This is a genomic window from Paraburkholderia fynbosensis, assembly GCF_902859935.1.
In the GTDB taxonomy this organism is placed as follows: domain Bacteria; phylum Pseudomonadota; class Gammaproteobacteria; order Burkholderiales; family Burkholderiaceae; genus Paraburkholderia; species Paraburkholderia fynbosensis.
The window spans coordinates 121,580-137,027 of sequence record NZ_CADIKI010000006.1; the positions used below are offsets into that span (position 1 = coordinate 121,580).

At 65.1% G+C, this 15,448-nt stretch carries 13 protein-coding genes and 2 pseudogenes; 6 read left to right on the forward strand and 9 right to left on the reverse strand.

Features of this window, described 5'->3' with window-relative positions; genetic code table 11:
- Positions 1-80: 80 nt before the first annotated feature.
- The 6 genes from HV770_RS11945 to HV770_RS11970 form a co-directional block, all read right to left on the reverse strand.
- The gene (locus tag HV770_RS11945; protein ID WP_175159811.1) at positions 81-1,430 is read right to left on the reverse strand and encodes an ATP-binding protein; all 1,350 of its coding nucleotides are present in this window, start codon (positions 1,428-1,430) and stop codon (positions 81-83) included.
- Complete coding sequence (locus HV770_RS11950) at positions 1,430-2,140, reverse strand: response regulator (RefSeq protein WP_175159813.1); 711 nt, start codon at positions 2,138-2,140, stop codon at positions 1,430-1,432. The genes HV770_RS11945 and HV770_RS11950 overlap by 1 nt, the downstream gene beginning before the upstream one ends.
- A gap of 16 nt (positions 2,141-2,156) precedes the next feature.
- Positions 2,157-5,312 (reverse strand): efflux RND transporter permease subunit, encoded by a 3,156-nt coding sequence (locus tag HV770_RS11955; RefSeq protein ID WP_175159815.1) that lies wholly within the window; start codon positions 5,310-5,312, stop codon positions 2,157-2,159.
- On the reverse strand, positions 5,309-6,520 hold the full coding sequence (locus HV770_RS11960) for an efflux RND transporter periplasmic adaptor subunit (RefSeq protein ID WP_246290870.1): 1,212 nt from the start codon (positions 6,518-6,520) through the stop codon (positions 5,309-5,311). The genes HV770_RS11955 and HV770_RS11960 overlap by 4 nt, the downstream gene beginning before the upstream one ends.
- Positions 6,510-8,081 carry an efflux transporter outer membrane subunit gene (locus HV770_RS11965; RefSeq protein ID WP_175159817.1) on the reverse strand — a complete coding sequence of 524 codons (1,572 nt, stop codon included), beginning with the start codon at positions 8,079-8,081 and terminating at the stop codon, positions 6,510-6,512. Before HV770_RS11965 ends, HV770_RS11960 begins: the two co-directional genes overlap by 11 nt.
- Positions 8,082-8,327: 246 nt before the next feature.
- Positions 8,328-8,621, reverse strand: a complete 294-nt coding sequence (locus HV770_RS11970) for an EF-hand domain-containing protein (protein ID WP_175159819.1) — start codon at positions 8,619-8,621, stop codon at positions 8,328-8,330.
- Positions 8,622-9,107: 486 nt separating this feature from the next.
- Here HV770_RS11970 and HV770_RS11975 point away from each other — a divergent pair, with 486 nt between their 5' ends.
- Both HV770_RS11975 and HV770_RS11980 read left to right on the forward strand, forming a co-directional pair.
- Positions 9,108-9,449, forward strand: coding sequence for a hypothetical protein (locus tag HV770_RS11975; protein ID WP_175159821.1), 342 nt, complete (start codon positions 9,108-9,110; stop codon positions 9,447-9,449).
- A 212-nt stretch (positions 9,450-9,661) separates the two neighbouring features.
- Entirely contained in the window at positions 9,662-9,907 is a 246-nt protein-coding gene (locus HV770_RS11980; RefSeq protein WP_175159823.1) for a hypothetical protein, read from the forward strand.
- A 63-nt stretch (positions 9,908-9,970) separates the two neighbouring features.
- On the opposite strand, the gene HV770_RS11985 is transcribed toward HV770_RS11980, so the two are convergent.
- Both HV770_RS11985 and HV770_RS11990 read right to left on the reverse strand, forming a co-directional pair.
- Complete coding sequence (locus HV770_RS11985; protein WP_175159825.1) at positions 9,971-11,218, reverse strand: arsenic transporter; 1,248 nt, start codon at positions 11,216-11,218, stop codon at positions 9,971-9,973.
- Between the two features lie 101 nt (positions 11,219-11,319).
- A pseudogene (locus HV770_RS11990) lies at positions 11,320-11,508 on the reverse strand (sensor domain-containing diguanylate cyclase); the annotation flags it as partial.
- Positions 11,509-11,695: 187 nt separating this feature from the next.
- Here HV770_RS11990 and HV770_RS11995 point away from each other — a divergent pair.
- From HV770_RS11995 to HV770_RS12010, 4 genes and pseudogenes are all read left to right on the forward strand, one after another.
- Positions 11,696-12,253, forward strand: a complete 558-nt coding sequence (locus HV770_RS11995) for a cytochrome b (RefSeq protein ID WP_175159827.1) — start codon at positions 11,696-11,698, stop codon at positions 12,251-12,253.
- Positions 12,254-12,401: 148 nt separating this feature from the next.
- Positions 12,402-12,992 carry a YceI family protein gene (locus HV770_RS12000; protein WP_246290871.1) on the forward strand — a complete coding sequence of 197 codons (591 nt, stop codon included), beginning with the start codon at positions 12,402-12,404 and terminating at the stop codon, positions 12,990-12,992.
- Between the two features lie 49 nt (positions 12,993-13,041).
- Positions 13,042-13,620 (forward strand): YceI family protein, encoded by a 579-nt coding sequence (locus HV770_RS12005; RefSeq protein WP_175159829.1) that lies wholly within the window; start codon positions 13,042-13,044, stop codon positions 13,618-13,620.
- 177 nt (positions 13,621-13,797) lie between these two features.
- Positions 13,798-13,935: pseudogene (locus HV770_RS12010) on the forward strand (Y-family DNA polymerase); the annotation flags it as partial.
- 5 nt (positions 13,936-13,940) lie between these two features.
- Here HV770_RS12010 and HV770_RS12015 read toward each other — a convergent pair.
- Positions 13,941-15,113, reverse strand: coding sequence for a monovalent cation:proton antiporter-2 (CPA2) family protein (locus HV770_RS12015; RefSeq protein ID WP_175159831.1), 1,173 nt, complete (start codon positions 15,111-15,113; stop codon positions 13,941-13,943).
- Positions 15,114-15,448: the final 335 nt, after the last annotated feature.

Here is a 15,448-nt window from a genome sequence, read left to right on the forward strand (position 1 = left end):
GCGGCGCGAACCGGCAGACGCGGTAACGGCAGCGGTGACGGCGACGCGCCGGTGATTGCGTCGCGTGGCGCACCCCGCCGTCAAACGGACGTCACCGGCAGCACCACCCAAACCTCCAGCCCCCCACCCTCGCGCGAATGAAACTGCAAGCCACCGCCATGCAGCCGCGCAATCCGCTCGACGATCGACAACCCCAGCCCCGTGCCGCCGCTATGCGCGCGCGCATTGCGGCCGCGCTGAAACGGCGCCTTCAGTTGCTCCAGCTCCTGCGCCGAGAGCCCCTTGCCCCGGTCGCCGACCGCGACCGTCACCGTCCCGGCGGTGGCCCACGTGCGCACCGTAAGGCCGCTGCCGCCGTACACGATCGCGTTCTGCATCAGGTTCATCAACAGCCGCATCATGCTGATCGGCCGGTACGCGAGCGCCGGCAGCTTCGCGAGCGATAGCTCGAACTCGTGCCCGAGCCCGGCGAAATCGCCCGCGAGCCGTTCGATCAACGTATTCAGATCGCCGGGCTGCGGCGCCTCGCGTTCGCCGCTGCCCGCGTAGTCCATGAACTGCTGCAGGATCGTTTCGATCTGGTCCAGATACGACTCGGCGGCCACCACGAAGCTGCTGTCGCTGCCGTGCGGCATCGCCATCGCCATCGAAAGGCGCAGCTTGGTGAGCGGCGTGCGGATGTCGTGCGAGATGCCCGCGAGCATCAACGCGCGCGTCGCTTCGGCTTCCTGCAACACCTGGGTCATCTGATTGAACGCGCCGCTCACCGCCGCGATTTCAGTGGGGCCGTCGGTCGGCAACGGCGCGGGCATTTCGCCGGCGCTCACGCGGCGTGCGGCGCGCGCCAGTTCCTGAAGCGGCTCGTTCAGGTGCAACTGGATCGCGTAGCCGGCCAGCGCGGCGAGCAGGCCCAGACCCAGCGACAGGAAAATCGCCGCTTCGAGTCCATTGCCCTGCGCGTCCTCGGGAATCGGCAACGCGATCCAGTACGGCGTTTGCGGCGCGTCGGCCGGCGCGTGCATGCGGATCCACATTCGCTGCCCGCCTTCGGTTTGCCAGCGCACCGGCATGTCGGCGGGCAAATGCGCGCGCAAGGTGTCGAGAAACATATCGTGCTGATAGGTGCGATAGGCGCGCAGAAGACTGCGCGGCGGCGCTTCGGTGGCCTCGGGCGGCAGTTGCGCGTGTGCGTCGAGGCGCGCGGTCAACGCGGCGCGCGCGCCGGACGGCGTGGCAGCCAGCAGGTTGTCGAGCGTGGTCACATAGGTGGCGAACACGGCCGCCGCGCGCTCCACGCGAGGCCGCTGCACGTAGTGCAGCAGCACGCCGAGCGAGCACGCCTGGCTCAGCATCACGAGCACGATCAGGAGCACGATATTGCGCGCGAGCAGCGTGCGCGGCAGCACTCTTCGCACCAGCGAGCGCGCCATCACTCGAGGTCCGCGGCCAGCATGTAGCCGACGCCCCATACGGTCTTGATGAAGCGCGGCTTCGACGGATCGTCCTCGACGATCTGCCGCAGGCGCAGCACCTGCACGTCGATGCTGCGATCGAGCGCATCGTGGTCGCGGCCGCGCGCGCGCGCGAGCAGGTTGTCGCGGCTCACCGGCCGGTTCGGCGACGAGGCGAGCGCGACCAGCAGCAGCATCTGCGCCGAATGGATCTCCAGCGGCGCGCCCGCGCGCGACAACTCCTGCTTGCCGACATCGAGCGTGAAGTCGCCGAAGCGCACGCATTGCGACGTCACGGTGACCTCGCCCGACGCGATTTTCTGGCGGCGCAGCAAGGCATTGATGCGCGCCACCAGTTCGCGCGGCAGGAACGGTTTGGCGAGGTAGTCGTCGGCGCCGGTTTCGAGGCCCACCACCCGGTCGAGCGGATCGCCCTTCGCGGTCAGCATCAGGATCGGCAAGGTCTGGCCCTGCTCGCGCAAACGCGCGCAGATTTGCAGGCCGTCTTCGTCGCCGATCATCAGATCAAGCACCAGCAGATCGAACGGCTCACGCTCCAGATAACGGTCCAGCCGCTTGCCGTCCTCGGCGACGCGCACGTCGAAGCCGTGCCCGCGCAAAAACCGCTGCAGCATGTTGCGCAATTCGATTTCGTCGTCGAGCACGATGATTTTGGCGGGGCGATCCATATGAAAGCTCCTCGGTTTAAGCGTCCGGCGGCGTGTCGGGTGACATGCCGGATGACGTCCGCCTCCCCGCTTGCCGTTCGGAAAGACGCTGCAGCAGCACGTAAAACGACGGAATGAACAGCACGGCGATACAGGTCGACGCGAGCATTCCAGAAAATACCGCAATTCCCAGCGACCGGCGCGCGCTCGCGCTGGCGCCGGTCGCGATCACGAGCGGCACCACGCCGAGAATGAAGGCGAACGAGGTCATCATGATCGGCCGGAAGCGCAGCCGCGCCGCTTCCACCGCCGCCTCGGCGATGCCCACGCCGCGTGCGCGCAGATGCCGTGCGAATTCGACAATCAGGATCGCGTTCTTCGCCGAGAGCGCGATCAGCAGCACGAGACCGATCTGCGTGTACAGGTTGTTGGCGGCGCCGAGCAACGCCAGCGTGCCGGCTGTGCCGAGCAAGGCGAGCGGCACCGCGAGCACCACGGCCGCCGGCAGCAGCCAGCTTTCGTATTGCGCGGCCAGCACGCAGAACACCAGCAGCACGCCCACGGCGAATACCCAGTACGCCGAGTTACCGACCAGCTTCTCCTGATACGACATCGCGGTCCATTCATAACCGATGCCGGACGGCAGGATGCGCGCGGCTTCCTGTTCAAACGCGGCGATGGCGTCGCCGGTGCTGAAGCCGGCCGCCGGATTGCCGTTGATCGCCGCGGCCGGCGCGAGGTTGTAAAGCGTCGCGACGGCCGGGCCGACGCTCGGACGCGCGTCGATGAAGGTGCCCAGCTCGACCATATGGCCGCTGTTGCTGCGAATCTGCAGACGGCGGATGTCGTCGGTCTGACGGCGGAACGCGCCGTCCGCCTGCACGAACACGGGGAACGTGTGGTTGAACGCGGTGAACTGATTCACGTAGCTCGACCCGACATAGTCCTGCAACAGATCGAACACGTTGCCCACCGGCACCTGCAGCGACTCGGCCTTTGCACGATCCAGCGTCAGTTCGACGCTCGGCACCGCCGCGCGGAACGGGCTGAACACGCGCTGCAATTCAGGGCGCTTCGCGACGCCCGCGATCAGCGCGTCGGTGGCTTCCTGCAGGCGTCGATAGTTCTGCGTGCCGTCGGTGAGGAACACCTGCAGTTGCACGCCGCCGCTGTTGCCGAGACCCTGGATCGGCGGCGGCACGATCACCACCGAGCGGACGTCGGGCAGCGTCGCCAGTTCGTTATTCATGCGCAAATACAGCGAGCGCAGGTCCTCGCCTTTGCCGCGCTTGCTCCAGTCATCGAGCGTCACGTAGATCAGCGCGGAATTCGGCACTGACGCGTTGTTGTCGAGTGGCGAGATGCCGCCGATGGACACCACGTGGTTCACGCCCGGAATCGCACCGATCCGCTTTTCGATCTGCCTGCTCGCCTCGCGGGTGCGCTCGAGCGAGGCCGCGTCGGCCAGTTGCGCGGCGATCAGCACATAGCCCTGATCTTCGAGCGGAATGAAACTGGTCGGCACGCGCGTGAGCAGGAACACGGACGCCGCGCCGAGCACCAGCGCAATTACGAGCGCGAGGCCGCAGCGCCGCACGAACCACAACACCACGTGCACATAGACGCCTTCGACGCGCGCATAGCCCCGGTCGAACACGCGATAGATCACGTTCGGCTTGCCGGGCCGCGCGTGCCGCAGCCAACGCACGCTTTGCACCGGCTTGAGCGTGACCGCGTTGATCGCGCTGATCACCGTGGTCGCCACCACCACCAGCGCGAACTGCCGGTACATCTGGCCGGTGACGCCGCCCAGAAACGCCGACGGCAGGAACACCGAAATCAGCACCAGCGTGATGCCGACGATCGGCCCGAGCAGTTCGTGCATCGCGTCGATCGCCGCCTGCTTCGGCGCCTTGCCCTGCTCGATGTGCTGCGTGATGCCTTCGACCACCACGATCGCGTCGTCGACCACGATGCCGATCGCCAGCACGATCGCGAACAGCGTCAACAGATTGATCGAGAAACCCAGCAGGTAGATCGCGCCGAACGTGCCGATGATCGTCACCGGAATCGTCGTGGCGGGCACGAGCATCGCGCGCCAGTTTTGCAGAAACAGCAGGATCACCAGGAGCACCAGCAAGGCCGCTTCGAACAGCGTCTTGTACACGTCGACTACCGATTGCCGCACGAAGGTGGTCGTGTCGAACGGCAGTTGGTAGCTGATGCCCTGCGGCATGTTCTTTGCAAGACGCGCCATGGTCGCCTTCACCGCGTTGCCGACTTCCAGCGCATTTGCTTCGGGTAACTGATAAATGGCGATGCCCGCCGCGGGCCGGCCGTCGAGATTGAAGAACTGCCCGTAGCTGGACGAGCCGAGTTCGCTATGCCCGACGTCGCGAATCCGCACGAAGCGGCCGCCGTCATCCGGATCGGCCTTGATGATGATGTTGTCGAACTCGGCCGGCGTGGAAAGCGCGCCCTGCATCGTCACCGTGAGCTGGAATGCCGCGCCGCCGGCGTTCGGCTCGGAACCGAGCTGCCCCGCGCTCACGTCCCGGCTCTGGCTCTGGATCGCCTGCATCACGTCGGCGGCGCTCAGATTGCGCTGGCTCAGTTTGCGCGGGTCGAGCCACACGCGCATGCTGTACTGGCCGGTGCCGAACACGCTCACGTCGCCGACGCCTGGCAAACGCGCGAGCGTGTCGCGCAGATTGATCACCGCGTAGTTGCTGAGAAACAGCGAGTCGTAGCGTGGGTCAGGCGATTCGAGCGTGTAGAGCTGCAGGATCGCGGTCGAGCGCTTGCGCACGGTCACGCCCTGCTGCTGCACCGCTTGCGGCAATTGCGCGGTAGCGGCCTGCACGCGGTTCTGCACCAGCACCTGCGCCTTGTCGACATCGGTGCCGACGGCGAACGTGACCGTGAGCGTATAGGTGCCGTCGTTCGTGCTGGTCGACTGCATGTACAGCGCGTTTTCCACGCCATTGACCTGCGATTCGATCGGCAGCGCCACGCGGTTGATCAGCGTCGCGGCACTCGCGCCAGGGAAGCGCGCGACCACTTGCACGGTGGGCGGCGTGATCGGCGGATATTGCGCGATCGGCAGATTGATGAGCGCGACCGCGCCGAGCAACATCACGATCAGCGCGATCACATTGGCGAAGACCGGCCGCTCGACAAAGAAGCGGATCATGAGCGGCCCTGCGCGGCCGCGGCGATCACCTGCACCTTGACGCCGGGCGACACCGCCAGCGCGCCGCCGGTCACGACCCGGTCGTCGGCGTCGAGGCCCGCCGTAATCGCGCGCTGCGCGCCGAACAGGCCGCGCGTCGTCACCGCGCGCCGCTCGATCACGCCCGCGCCGTTGACGACCAGCACGAACGCGCCCGCCTGTTCGCGCAGCAAGGCGGTGTCGGGCACCAGCAGCACGTCGTGCGGCGCGCCGGCGGGGATGTGCACCTCGACCGACATGCCCGGAATCAGATGCGCGTCCGGGTTCGCGATGTCGGCGCGCAGCCTGAGCGTGCCGCTGTCGGAATCTACCCGCGTATCGACGAATTCGAGCGCGGCGTTCTGGCCTTGAGCGGCGGGCGCGCCGGGCACGTTGACGCGCACCGTGCGCGGCGGCCGCGTGAAGAGGCCAATGCGGTTCGCGTCGCGCTCGTTCAGCGTGAAATTCACATAGACCGGCTGGATGCGATCGAGCGTGGCGAGCTTCGCGGAGTCCGACGCGCCGACCACGTTGCCGACGTCGAACGCGCGTGCGCCGATGCGGCCCGCGAACGGCGCGCGTATTTCCGTATAGCCGAGATTGATGCGCGACATGTCGCGCTTGGCTGCGGCCTGGTCGCGTGTGGTCTGCGCTTTCTGCAAGGTCGACTCGGAGGTCGCGTTGTCGGACGTGAGCTGCTTCTGGCGTGTCAGTTCCTGTTCCGCGTTATCGAGCGCGGCCTGGTCGTACACGAGTTGCGCGCGATACGTATCCGGCTCGATGCGAAACAGCAACTGCCCCTGCTTCACGTAAGCGCCGTCGGTGAAGCCGATTTCCTTCAGCGTGCCTTGCACGCGCGCGACCAGCGTGACCGTGGCGGACGGCGCGACCGTGCCGTTCAGATCGATCTGTTCGCGTACCTCGCGGGCGAGCGGCCGTGTCACGGCGACTTGCGGCAACGCGGTTTGAGAGCCCGGTGCGTTGCTGTCGCGGCAGGCGGCCAAGGTCATCGCGAGCGCGAGGCAGAGTGCGACGGTGAGCCTTGTTGCGCGTGCTGCGTTTGGTATCGTATCGGGCCGTGCGTCCGCTTCGCACCTCGCGTCACGTCCCGTTTCGACCGTTGCCCCGCCACACCGTTCCACCACACCGTGATGCCCCATCACGTCATTCGCCATGTTGTTATTTCCCATTCTCTGGCTGCCCTCCACCCGCGCGCGCGAGCGGCGAACTCGCGGGCGGATTCAACAGCCGCCCCCAATTCGTGCGCCGCGCCATCTCTTCGGCCACCTGTTCGCTGACCACCTGCTGCCCTTGCGCGACCTCCCATCCGCCGCCAAGCGCCCGATACAGCGACACCGCCGCGAGCGCGGCGAGCCCCTGGTTCTGCGCGAGCGAATCGCCGTCGCGCAATGCCGAACGCGACGCGTCGAGCACCGTGTCGTATGTGACCGAACCCGAGCGATACTGCGCATTCGCCAGCTTCAACGCCCGTTGCGATGCGTCGGTTGCACGCGCTGACGCGGCCAGCGCATCGAGCGTCGTGCGTAGCCCCGAGATCGCGTCCTCCACTTCTTTCTGCGCCTGCAGCACCGTGTTCTGATAGTCGAACACGGCCTCCTGAAACGACGCGTCCTGAATCCGCACCGCGTTTTGCAACTGATTGCGATCGAGAATCGGCAACGTGATGCCCGCCGAAAAGAGGCCGATCGTCTTGCTGCCCCATTGCGTGAGCCCGATGCCGTGCTGTTCGCCTGACGTCAGTCCGAACAGCCCGGTCAACGACAACGACGGATACAGCTTCGCCTTCGCCGCGCCGATCAGCGCCGATTGCGCGGCCGCGTTGAGCGCGGCCTGCCGCACGTCGGGCCGGCGCCGCAGCAGATCGGCGGGAATGCCGACATCGATCTGCGTCGGCGGCACCGGGATCGACGCGCTGCCCTTGAGTTGCGCGTCGACCGCGCCGGGCGGATCGGCGAGCAGCACCGCCAGCGTATCGCGATCCTGCGCGCGCGCCTTGATGAGCGGCGGAATCTGCGCCTCGGTTTCGGCCACCAGGGTGGCGGCCTGTTCGACATCGAGCTGGCTCGACGCGCCGCGCTTATAGCGCGCCTGGGTCAGCGTGAGGCTCTGCTGCACCGACTTCAGATTCTCCCGCGCGACCGCGATGCGCTGGTCGAGCGCGCGCAGATCGATGTACGCATTGGCGATATCGCCGAACAGCGACACGAGCGCGTTGTCGTACGCGGCTTCCGATACGCGCAACTGCGCCCGGTCAGATTCGATCTGCCGGCGATATTTGCCCCAAAAATCGATCTCCCAGCCGGCATTCACATGCAGATGCTCGGCCCACAGATGCGCCGGCGGAATCGGCCCGACGCCGCTCGTGTTGATATGGCTCGCGCCCACCGAGACGCTGCCCGACTGCGGCAGCAGATTCTGCTCGCTGATCGCGAGCTGCGCGCGCGCCTTGAAGATGTGCAAGCCGGCCACTTGCAGCGTCAGGTTGCGTTCGTAGGCGCGCTGTTCGAGCGCGGTGAGCACGGGGTCGTTGAACGCGGTCCACCAGGCTGCCTGCGCGGCGGGCGCGGTCGGCGCGCTGCCCGGCAAACTTTCCAGCCACTGGTCTTCGAGCGTCACGTCAGGCTGCTTGAAATCCGGGCCAACTGTCATGCAACCGGTCAGCGCCGCACCGAGCGAGACGATCAACGACGCGCTGACGATGCGCAGGCGGCGGGACGTGGCAGGTTTCATCACGCGTTTTCGCAGGCTTCAAAGTGCGGCTGATGGTTCGGCAGCATGGCGCGCGGCACGCGCGGCATGGCGCAAGACGAAGCAGATCGGACCACGGGCAAATGGCGGCGCCACGTTAGCGGCGTTACGCGTCGGCCGCGGAGTTCGCACGGTGACGGCCCGAGCGGATCAAGCGGCCAGGCGACCAAGGCGGTTGCGCACGCTGCACCGCGCCACCCTCTACGATCGCGCCGATGCCCGCGCGGCTCAGTGCGCTGCCGCGCGTTCCTGCATGAATGCCGCAATTTGCGGCAACGTGACGTAGCCCGTCCTCTGCGTATCGATTTCGTCGAAATGCTGCGCGACCCTCGGCATGCCCGCTTCGGCTTGCGCCTTCGTGAGCTTGCCGTCGTGCGTGGTGTTGGCGTTTGAAAAGCGCGTTTGCACCTGCTGCGCCATGCGCTCCATACGCTGCGGGTTGGCGCCTTGCGGTGCGGCGCTCTGCGCGAACGTGACGGTAGAGGCGCAGCACAGCAGCATCGCGGCGAGCAACTTTTTCATGACTGACTCCTTCGACTGAGGTTGAGCCATCTTGCGTCGCCTGCCGATGCCGCGATCCGTTTCGATGACAGGCCGAATTCTTGTGGATGCGCCGCTGGCTGGCAATTGCAGAATCATGTCGAGTTATGTCATGGGCTTTCGCGAGCGCCCTGCGCGGCCTTTCACGCGGCCCTCGCGCGTCCCTTCGCGACGCTTCCCGCCGACGCCCAGCACTTGCTTCATACAGACGAATACGACGCCGCGCACCTGAGCGCACGCGGTCTCGTCGCGACATCGAATGAAATGAGTTTGCCGTGCCGTTTTGCGCGCGCGTTGCGTATCTTTCGTCTGCCGGCGCAGCAGGCATTAGCAAGCACCACATGCGCTGCCGGCACCCTTCGCGCCACATGCGCCTCGCGGAACGGCCGAGCCTCCACGCGAATCCGGACCACAGTCGAGCCGCCGCTTCGCCGGAAGACGCGCGGCTCAACGCCTCAGGAGTACCAAGTGACTATTCGTCTTGTCTGCGCCTCTACTTTTGCCGCCCTCGGTCTTGCCTGTTCGTCGACGGCATTCGCGAGGGGCGTCGTGTATATGCCCGCGGCCGTGGTCTACGCGCCGCCGCCGCGCGCGGTCTATTACGCGGTGCCGGTCAGTCCGGTGTATGCGACGGCGCCGCCTCCGGTTGCCGCGCCTGTGGCGGTGCCGGTTACGGCGGCCGTCACAGTGCCGCCCCTCGAGCCGGCGCCGATGTACACCACGGTCGTCGTGCCCCCGCCCACCACCTATGCGGTCGCGCCCGCTCCCGCCGTCAGCTACGCGCAACCGGTCGTGATGATGCCGCGCTGAGCGTGCGCTCGGTGTGTGGGCTGATCCGGTGTACGGATCACTGCAAAAGACCGCCGGTGCCCGCATGGAAGAGACTGTGCGCAAACCCGCCGACCAATCGTTGCGATGGAGAAGAGGCCGCCACCGGCGCGCGCCGCACGGGCCCTGGAATGGCGCTTGCTGAATGCTTTCAGGCAGCGTCGGCCACAACGGCATTCTTTTGGAAACATCAGATGGGACATCAAGACATCGACAAGGAAATTGGGCACCTCGAAGTCGTCTTCGGGTTGATCTCGACGCGCGACCGCTTTCCGCTGTCGTACTGGCATCAGCGTCTACGCGCGCTGCTCCGTGAGTCGATGATGCCCGCGCAACGGGCGCGCGTCGCGCGGCTCGAAGCGACGCTGCGCTCGTTGAGCGCGGCGGAGGAAACGACCCGCGCGCAGCGGCAGCGCAGTTCAACCGCGGCGCAGCGGTGAAGCCCGCGCCGGGGAGCAACCCGCCCGCAAGGCTGGACCCGACCCGCCTGGCCGCTCAGCCGGTCAGAAGAGAAGCCGCGCGCCGAGCGCCAGCACAAGCGCGGGCACCATCACGAGCACGCCGACCTTCAGAAACTTGATGAAGCTCACGTCCTCGCCTTCGCGGCGAATCGCGTTGAGCCAGAGGATCGTCGCGAGCGAGCCGGTGATCGACAGGTTCGGGCCGAGATCGACGCCGATCAGCAGCGCGTCGATCACCCGCTCGGGGCTCTGCGCCTGCAACACCGTCGAACTGGCGATCAGCCCGGCCGGCAGATTGTTCATCAGGTTGCTGCCGAACGCGATGATCGTGCCGGCCCAACCCGCCGTCGCCAGTTCGTTGTGTTCGGTCGCGCGCCGCAGCGTCGTGGCCAGCGCCGTGATGACGCCAGTGTGGTCGAGCATCTCGACCAGCACGAACAGCGCGGCGACCAGCGGCAGCACGCTCCACGAGATCTCGCGGATCATCGGCAGCGGCGACTTGCGCTCAAGGATCAGCACGACCAGCGCGGTCAGTGCGCCGAGGATCGCAGTGGGCATCCCGAGCGGGACATCGTAGGCGGAGACCGTCAGCAGCACGCCCGCCGTCACCGCGATGCCGGCCAGAGCGACGCGTCCGCTCGACGACAGTTCGACGGCTTCGAGATTCGCCTCACAGATGCCCGCGAGCGCGCCGCGCTGGGTCCAGCGCAACATCACGTAAGTCGCGACGATCGACAGCACCGACGGCAACGTGAAGCGCATCATCCACGCGCCGAGCGCGGGCGTGTGATTGCCGTACAGGACGATGTTGGCCGGGTTCGAAATCGGCAGCACGAAGCTCGCCGCGTTGGCGACGAACGCGCAGACGAACAGCAAGGGCAGCGGCGGCGTCTTCGCTTTTTTGGCTGCGGCGAACACGGCCGGCGTGAGCACGACCGCGGTGGCATCGTTCGACAGAAACGCGGTGATCACCACGCCGACCAGGTACACCAACACGAACAGCCTGCGCGGCGAACCTTGCGCGTGGTTGACCGCCAGCACCGCGACCCAGTCGAACAGACCTTCGCGGCGACCCACCTCCGACAGCAGCATCATGCCGAACAGGAACAGGTAGACGTCGGTGCCTTTGCCGATCGCCTCGAACGCGAGGTGCGCGGGCAAGAGCCCGAGCGACACCAGCAGGAGCGCGCCGGCGACGGCCCACACGGCTTCGGGCCATTTGAAAGGCCGCGTGATGACGCCGGCCGTGGCGATGGCGGCGATACCCCAAGACAGGAAAACGGAATTCACGGCATAGGCCCTGGATGATGGGTTGTGAGCGAACACAGTGGCATCTTGCCGACGCCGCGCAAGCGCGCTAGAGCCGGTGACAGCGGCGAACCATGACGCTGAGCGAACTCCATGCTGGCCCAGTCGATCTTCCACGGAATCGCCCGGGTCGATTCGAGCAGGGTCCCGTAGACGGCCGCCTCGTGCTCCAGGTAGCCTTCCACGCCCGTCGCGCGAGGCGCCGCTTCCTGCAGCTCCTGCCGCAAAAAATCCGCGCGGAGCGCGGCGGATTGCGTTCCGGTCCGGGTCATCGGTGGTCGTTCCTCGTTGAGAGTCAGCCGGAAAATTACCACAGCGAGAGCGTATTTCAATCGCATTAGCGTTACTACCACAACAATCTGTTCTCTTGCGCCCGCCTATTCAGTTTTTATCAGCCTGCCTACCATCCGCTTTCACACGCGACATTCACTCAAGACCTCGCCATGCACGAGCACAACCATGCCATCACGTCCTTCCGGTAATAAAGAACGCTACAACGGCGGCGCGATTGCGCTGCACTGGCTGATCGCGGTGCTGATCGTCTGCGGCTTCTATATCGGCTGGATCATGACCGATATCCCCGGCTTCACACCCACCAAGCTGAAGTACTTCTCGTGGCACAAGTGGATAGGCGTGACCGTGTTCGTGCTCGCCGTGCTGCGCGTGCTGTGGCGCGCGAGCCACCGCGCGCCGCCGCTCGAGCACGCCACGCCCGCGTGGCAGAAGGTGGCCGCGCATCTGGTGCATGGCCTGCTGTACCTGCTGATGCTGGCGATTCCGCTGTCCGGCTACTTCTACAGTTCGGCGGCGGGCATCCAGGTGGTGTATCTCGGCATCGTGCCGCTGCCCACGATCATCGGCCCGGATCAGGCGCTCAAGGCCACGCTGCGCACGCTCCACGTGCTGCTCAATTACGCGCTGCTTACGCTCGTGGTTATGCACGTGCTGGCCGCGCTCAAGCATCAGTTCGTCGATCGCGACGGAATGCTCGCCCGGATGATGCCGTTTCTCAAGTAACGATTACCGCGATTACGCCGTGCGCCGTGCGCCGTGCGCCGTGCGGTAACCGGCGCCAGCGTGGCCGCGATTGGCCACGGCTCATTGGCAATCTAATTCCCTGCGGTGTGCAATCAATGCACGCGGGTTCGATAGGATGCGTACCACCATGAAATCAACCTCTTCCCATACCATGCGTCTTCAATCCGTTCGCCGCGCGACGCTCGCCGGCCTCGCCTCACTCTCGCTCTTCGGCGCGGGCCTCGCGCACGCCGACGTCGATCTGAGCAAAAGCACGGTCATCGCCACGACGAAGCAGATGAACGTGCCGGTGGACGGCAAGTTCAGGAAGTTCTCCGCGCAACTGAATTTCGATCCGGCGAAGCCCACCGCCGGCAGCGCGAACGTGTCGATCGACACCGGCAGCTACGACCTCGGCGCCGACGACTACAACAAGCAGGCGCAAGGCAAGGAATGGTTCGACAGCGCGGCCTTCCCCGCCGCGACGTTCGTGTCGAGCGCGATCGCGCCGGCCGGCGGCAACCAGTATCGGATTACCGGCAAGCTGACCATCAAGGGCAAGTCGCAAACCGTCGTGGTGCCGGTCGCCATCGCGAGCCAGGGCGCCACGCAAACCTTCGACGGCGCGTTGCCGATCAAGCGCTCGCAGTTCGATGTCGGCACCGGAGAATGGAAAGACACGTCGGTCGTCGCCGACGAAGTCGTCATCAAGTTTCACCTCGTCGCGGCAAAGAAGTAACGCACAACATCGAAACACCGCAGCACTTTTCTAAAACCTGGAGTACACCTTGAAGAAACAATTTTTGCTCGCCACGGGCGCGCTGGCCGCTGCATTGTCGTTCAACGCGATGGCAGCCGATACGTATCAGCTCGATCCGACCCACACGTACCCGAGCTTCGAGACCGACCACTTCGGCGGCATCTCGACCTGGCGCGGCAAGTTCAAGAAGAGCAGCGGCACCGTCGTGCTCGATCGCGCCGCGAAGACCGGTACGGTCGACGTGACGATCGACATGACGTCGGTCGACATCGGCAATGACAAGCTCGACGCGGAACTCGTCACCGACAAGTTCTTCGACACCGCGAAGTTCCCGACGGCCAGCTACAAGGGCACGCAGATCCGCTTCGACGGTGACAAGCCGGTGGAAGTGATCGGCACGCTGACGATGCACGGCATCACTAAGCCAGTCAATTTGAAGATCGAATCGTTCAAGTGCTTCGTCAACCCGATGCTCAAGCGCGAAGTGTGCGGCACGGAATCGACCGCGACATTCAATCGCGACGATTTCGGCATCGACTTCGGCAAGACCTACGGCTTCAAGATGCAGACCACGCTGCACATCCAGGCTGAAGGCATCAAGCAGTAATTGCCCCGGCGGACGCGGCAAGGTACTCAAGGTAACTGACGGTTTGGCAGCGGGCGAGCGGCGAATCGTCTTCCGCGCTGGCCGCTGCCCTACGCAGCAGGCCATCCCGCACGGCAGCACGGCACGCGCATCGAATGAACTGTCCGCTGCCGTGGCCGTCATCGGTCGTTACCACCCATGAGTTCTCCCGCCCGCCGCATCGCGCACCTCGACATGGATGCGTTCTACGCATCTGTCGAGCTGTTGCGCTATCCGGCGCTGCGCGGCCAGGCGGTGGTGATCGGCGGCGGGCGCAACGCCGCGCCGCAAACGCTCGAAGGCTATCCGGGCTCGCGACCGGTAAATGGCTGCAAGAGCCGGCGGTGCACGAGCAGCAGCAGAGGCGTTGAAATCATCGAGAGCGCGACGACCAACGTGACAAGCGACGACTGGCGCTGATCGATGACACGTGCAGCCAGTGAAGCGGCCATCACCACAAAGGCGAACTCGCCGCCTTGTGACAGCAGAATGGCAAAGTAGGCGCGTTGCGACGCCGGCACGCCAAATCTATTTGCAAGAAACCACTGCGCGATCGCCTTGATACCGACGAGTGCCACGACCAGTACCGCGACCCGTACCGGCTCGCGCGTCAACACACCGAAGTCGATTGACATTCCCACGGCAATGAAAAACAAACCAAGCAACAAGCCCTTGAAGGGCATCATGTCGACTTCGACTTGGTGGCGATAATCCGAATCTGCAAGCAGTACACCCGCGACAAAGGCGCCGAGGGACATCGACAGATGAACGCTCTGCATGAGCAATGCGATGCCTACAATCCAGAGCAGCGCAAACGCGGTGAAAATCTCTGGGACACCGATGCTGGTGATCAAACGCAGCGCGACATGTAGCAGGTAGCGGCCGACAAGAGCCACCGCAGCAAGCATGGCGAGTGCTTTCAAGGCTAGGAGCCAACCCGGTTCCGCTACGGCAGTGGGTGCCGTCGGTCCAAGCAAAGGCAGGAGAGCAATCAGCGGGATGGCTGCCATGTCCTGGAACAGGAGAATGCCGAACCCGGCACGACCCGTAGGCATGTCCATTAAGTTGCGTTCCTGAAGTTCGGACATAACCATTGCCGTCGATGACAGCGAGAGTGCAAGTCCGCCGGTCAATGCGATTCGCCAGGGCAACCCTAACATCAGGAAAATCCCCAACAACGCCGCAGCGCAAACGGTCATCTGCATTGTGCCGTAGCCAAAGATAGTGCGGCGCATTGCCCAGAGCGTGTCGACCCTCATTTCGAGTCCGATGACGAACATCATCAACACGATGCCCAACTCGGAAAAGTGGAGGATCGCGTCTATGTCCGTGACCAGCTTCAGCGCCCACGGACCAATGATGACGCCTGCCACCAGATAGCCGAGCACTGCCCCAAAACCGAGGCGAACTGCCAGTGGCACGGCGACCAGCGCCGCCGCAAGAAAGATGAGCACATCGATCAGCAACTTCGTCACGTGCTGTCCTCCTGAACCGACATCACAAGTCGCGAAGAACTCATTGTGGCCAGCCATCGAATCTGGTCGCCAACCGCGAGAGACGGATTGCCCGATTCGACCAAGGCTGCGGCTGCGGGCGATCTGGCTAGCGACGCCCGCTCTTGCGGCCGACCGGGATCCTTGGCCACATAGGCTACAGATCGCGTCTGTTTAGGCGGCGGGCAAAATGTCAGCGGAACACCTCGCGATCACGCGCGAGTATCAACTCTATGCGTTGCGTAGCACGGACGGTATAGGACCTTGGTCCAATCAAATATCCGGATGAACAGCCAACCGCATAGTTGCGGGAAGCC

What these genes read in the sequence shown, in the direction of transcription:
- HV770_RS11960 (WP_246290870.1), bottom strand. Translation starts at nt 6,520, where the DNA reads ATGGGAAATAACAACATGGCGAATGACGTGATGGGGCATCACGGTGTG.
- HV770_RS12000 (WP_246290871.1), top strand. Translation starts at nt 12,402, where the DNA reads ATGAAATCAACCTCTTCCCATACCATGCGTCTTCAATCCGTTCGCCGC.
- HV770_RS11955 (WP_175159815.1), bottom strand. Translation starts at nt 5,312, where the DNA reads ATGATCCGCTTCTTTGTCGAGCGGCCGGTCTTCGCCAATGTGATCGCG.
- HV770_RS11965 (WP_175159817.1), bottom strand. Translation starts at nt 8,081, where the DNA reads ATGAAACCTGCCACGTCCCGCCGCCTGCGCATCGTCAGCGCGTCGTTG.
- HV770_RS11980 (WP_175159823.1), top strand. Translation starts at nt 9,662, where the DNA reads ATGGGACATCAAGACATCGACAAGGAAATTGGGCACCTCGAAGTCGTC.
- HV770_RS11945 (WP_175159811.1), bottom strand. Translation starts at nt 1,430, where the DNA reads ATGGCGCGCTCGCTGGTGCGAAGAGTGCTGCCGCGCACGCTGCTCGCG.
- HV770_RS11995 (WP_175159827.1), top strand. Translation starts at nt 11,696, where the DNA reads ATGCCATCACGTCCTTCCGGTAATAAAGAACGCTACAACGGCGGCGCG.
- HV770_RS11950 (WP_175159813.1), bottom strand. Translation starts at nt 2,140, where the DNA reads ATGGATCGCCCCGCCAAAATCATCGTGCTCGACGACGAAATCGAATTG.
- HV770_RS11970 (WP_175159819.1), bottom strand. Translation starts at nt 8,621, where the DNA reads ATGAAAAAGTTGCTCGCCGCGATGCTGCTGTGCTGCGCCTCTACCGTC.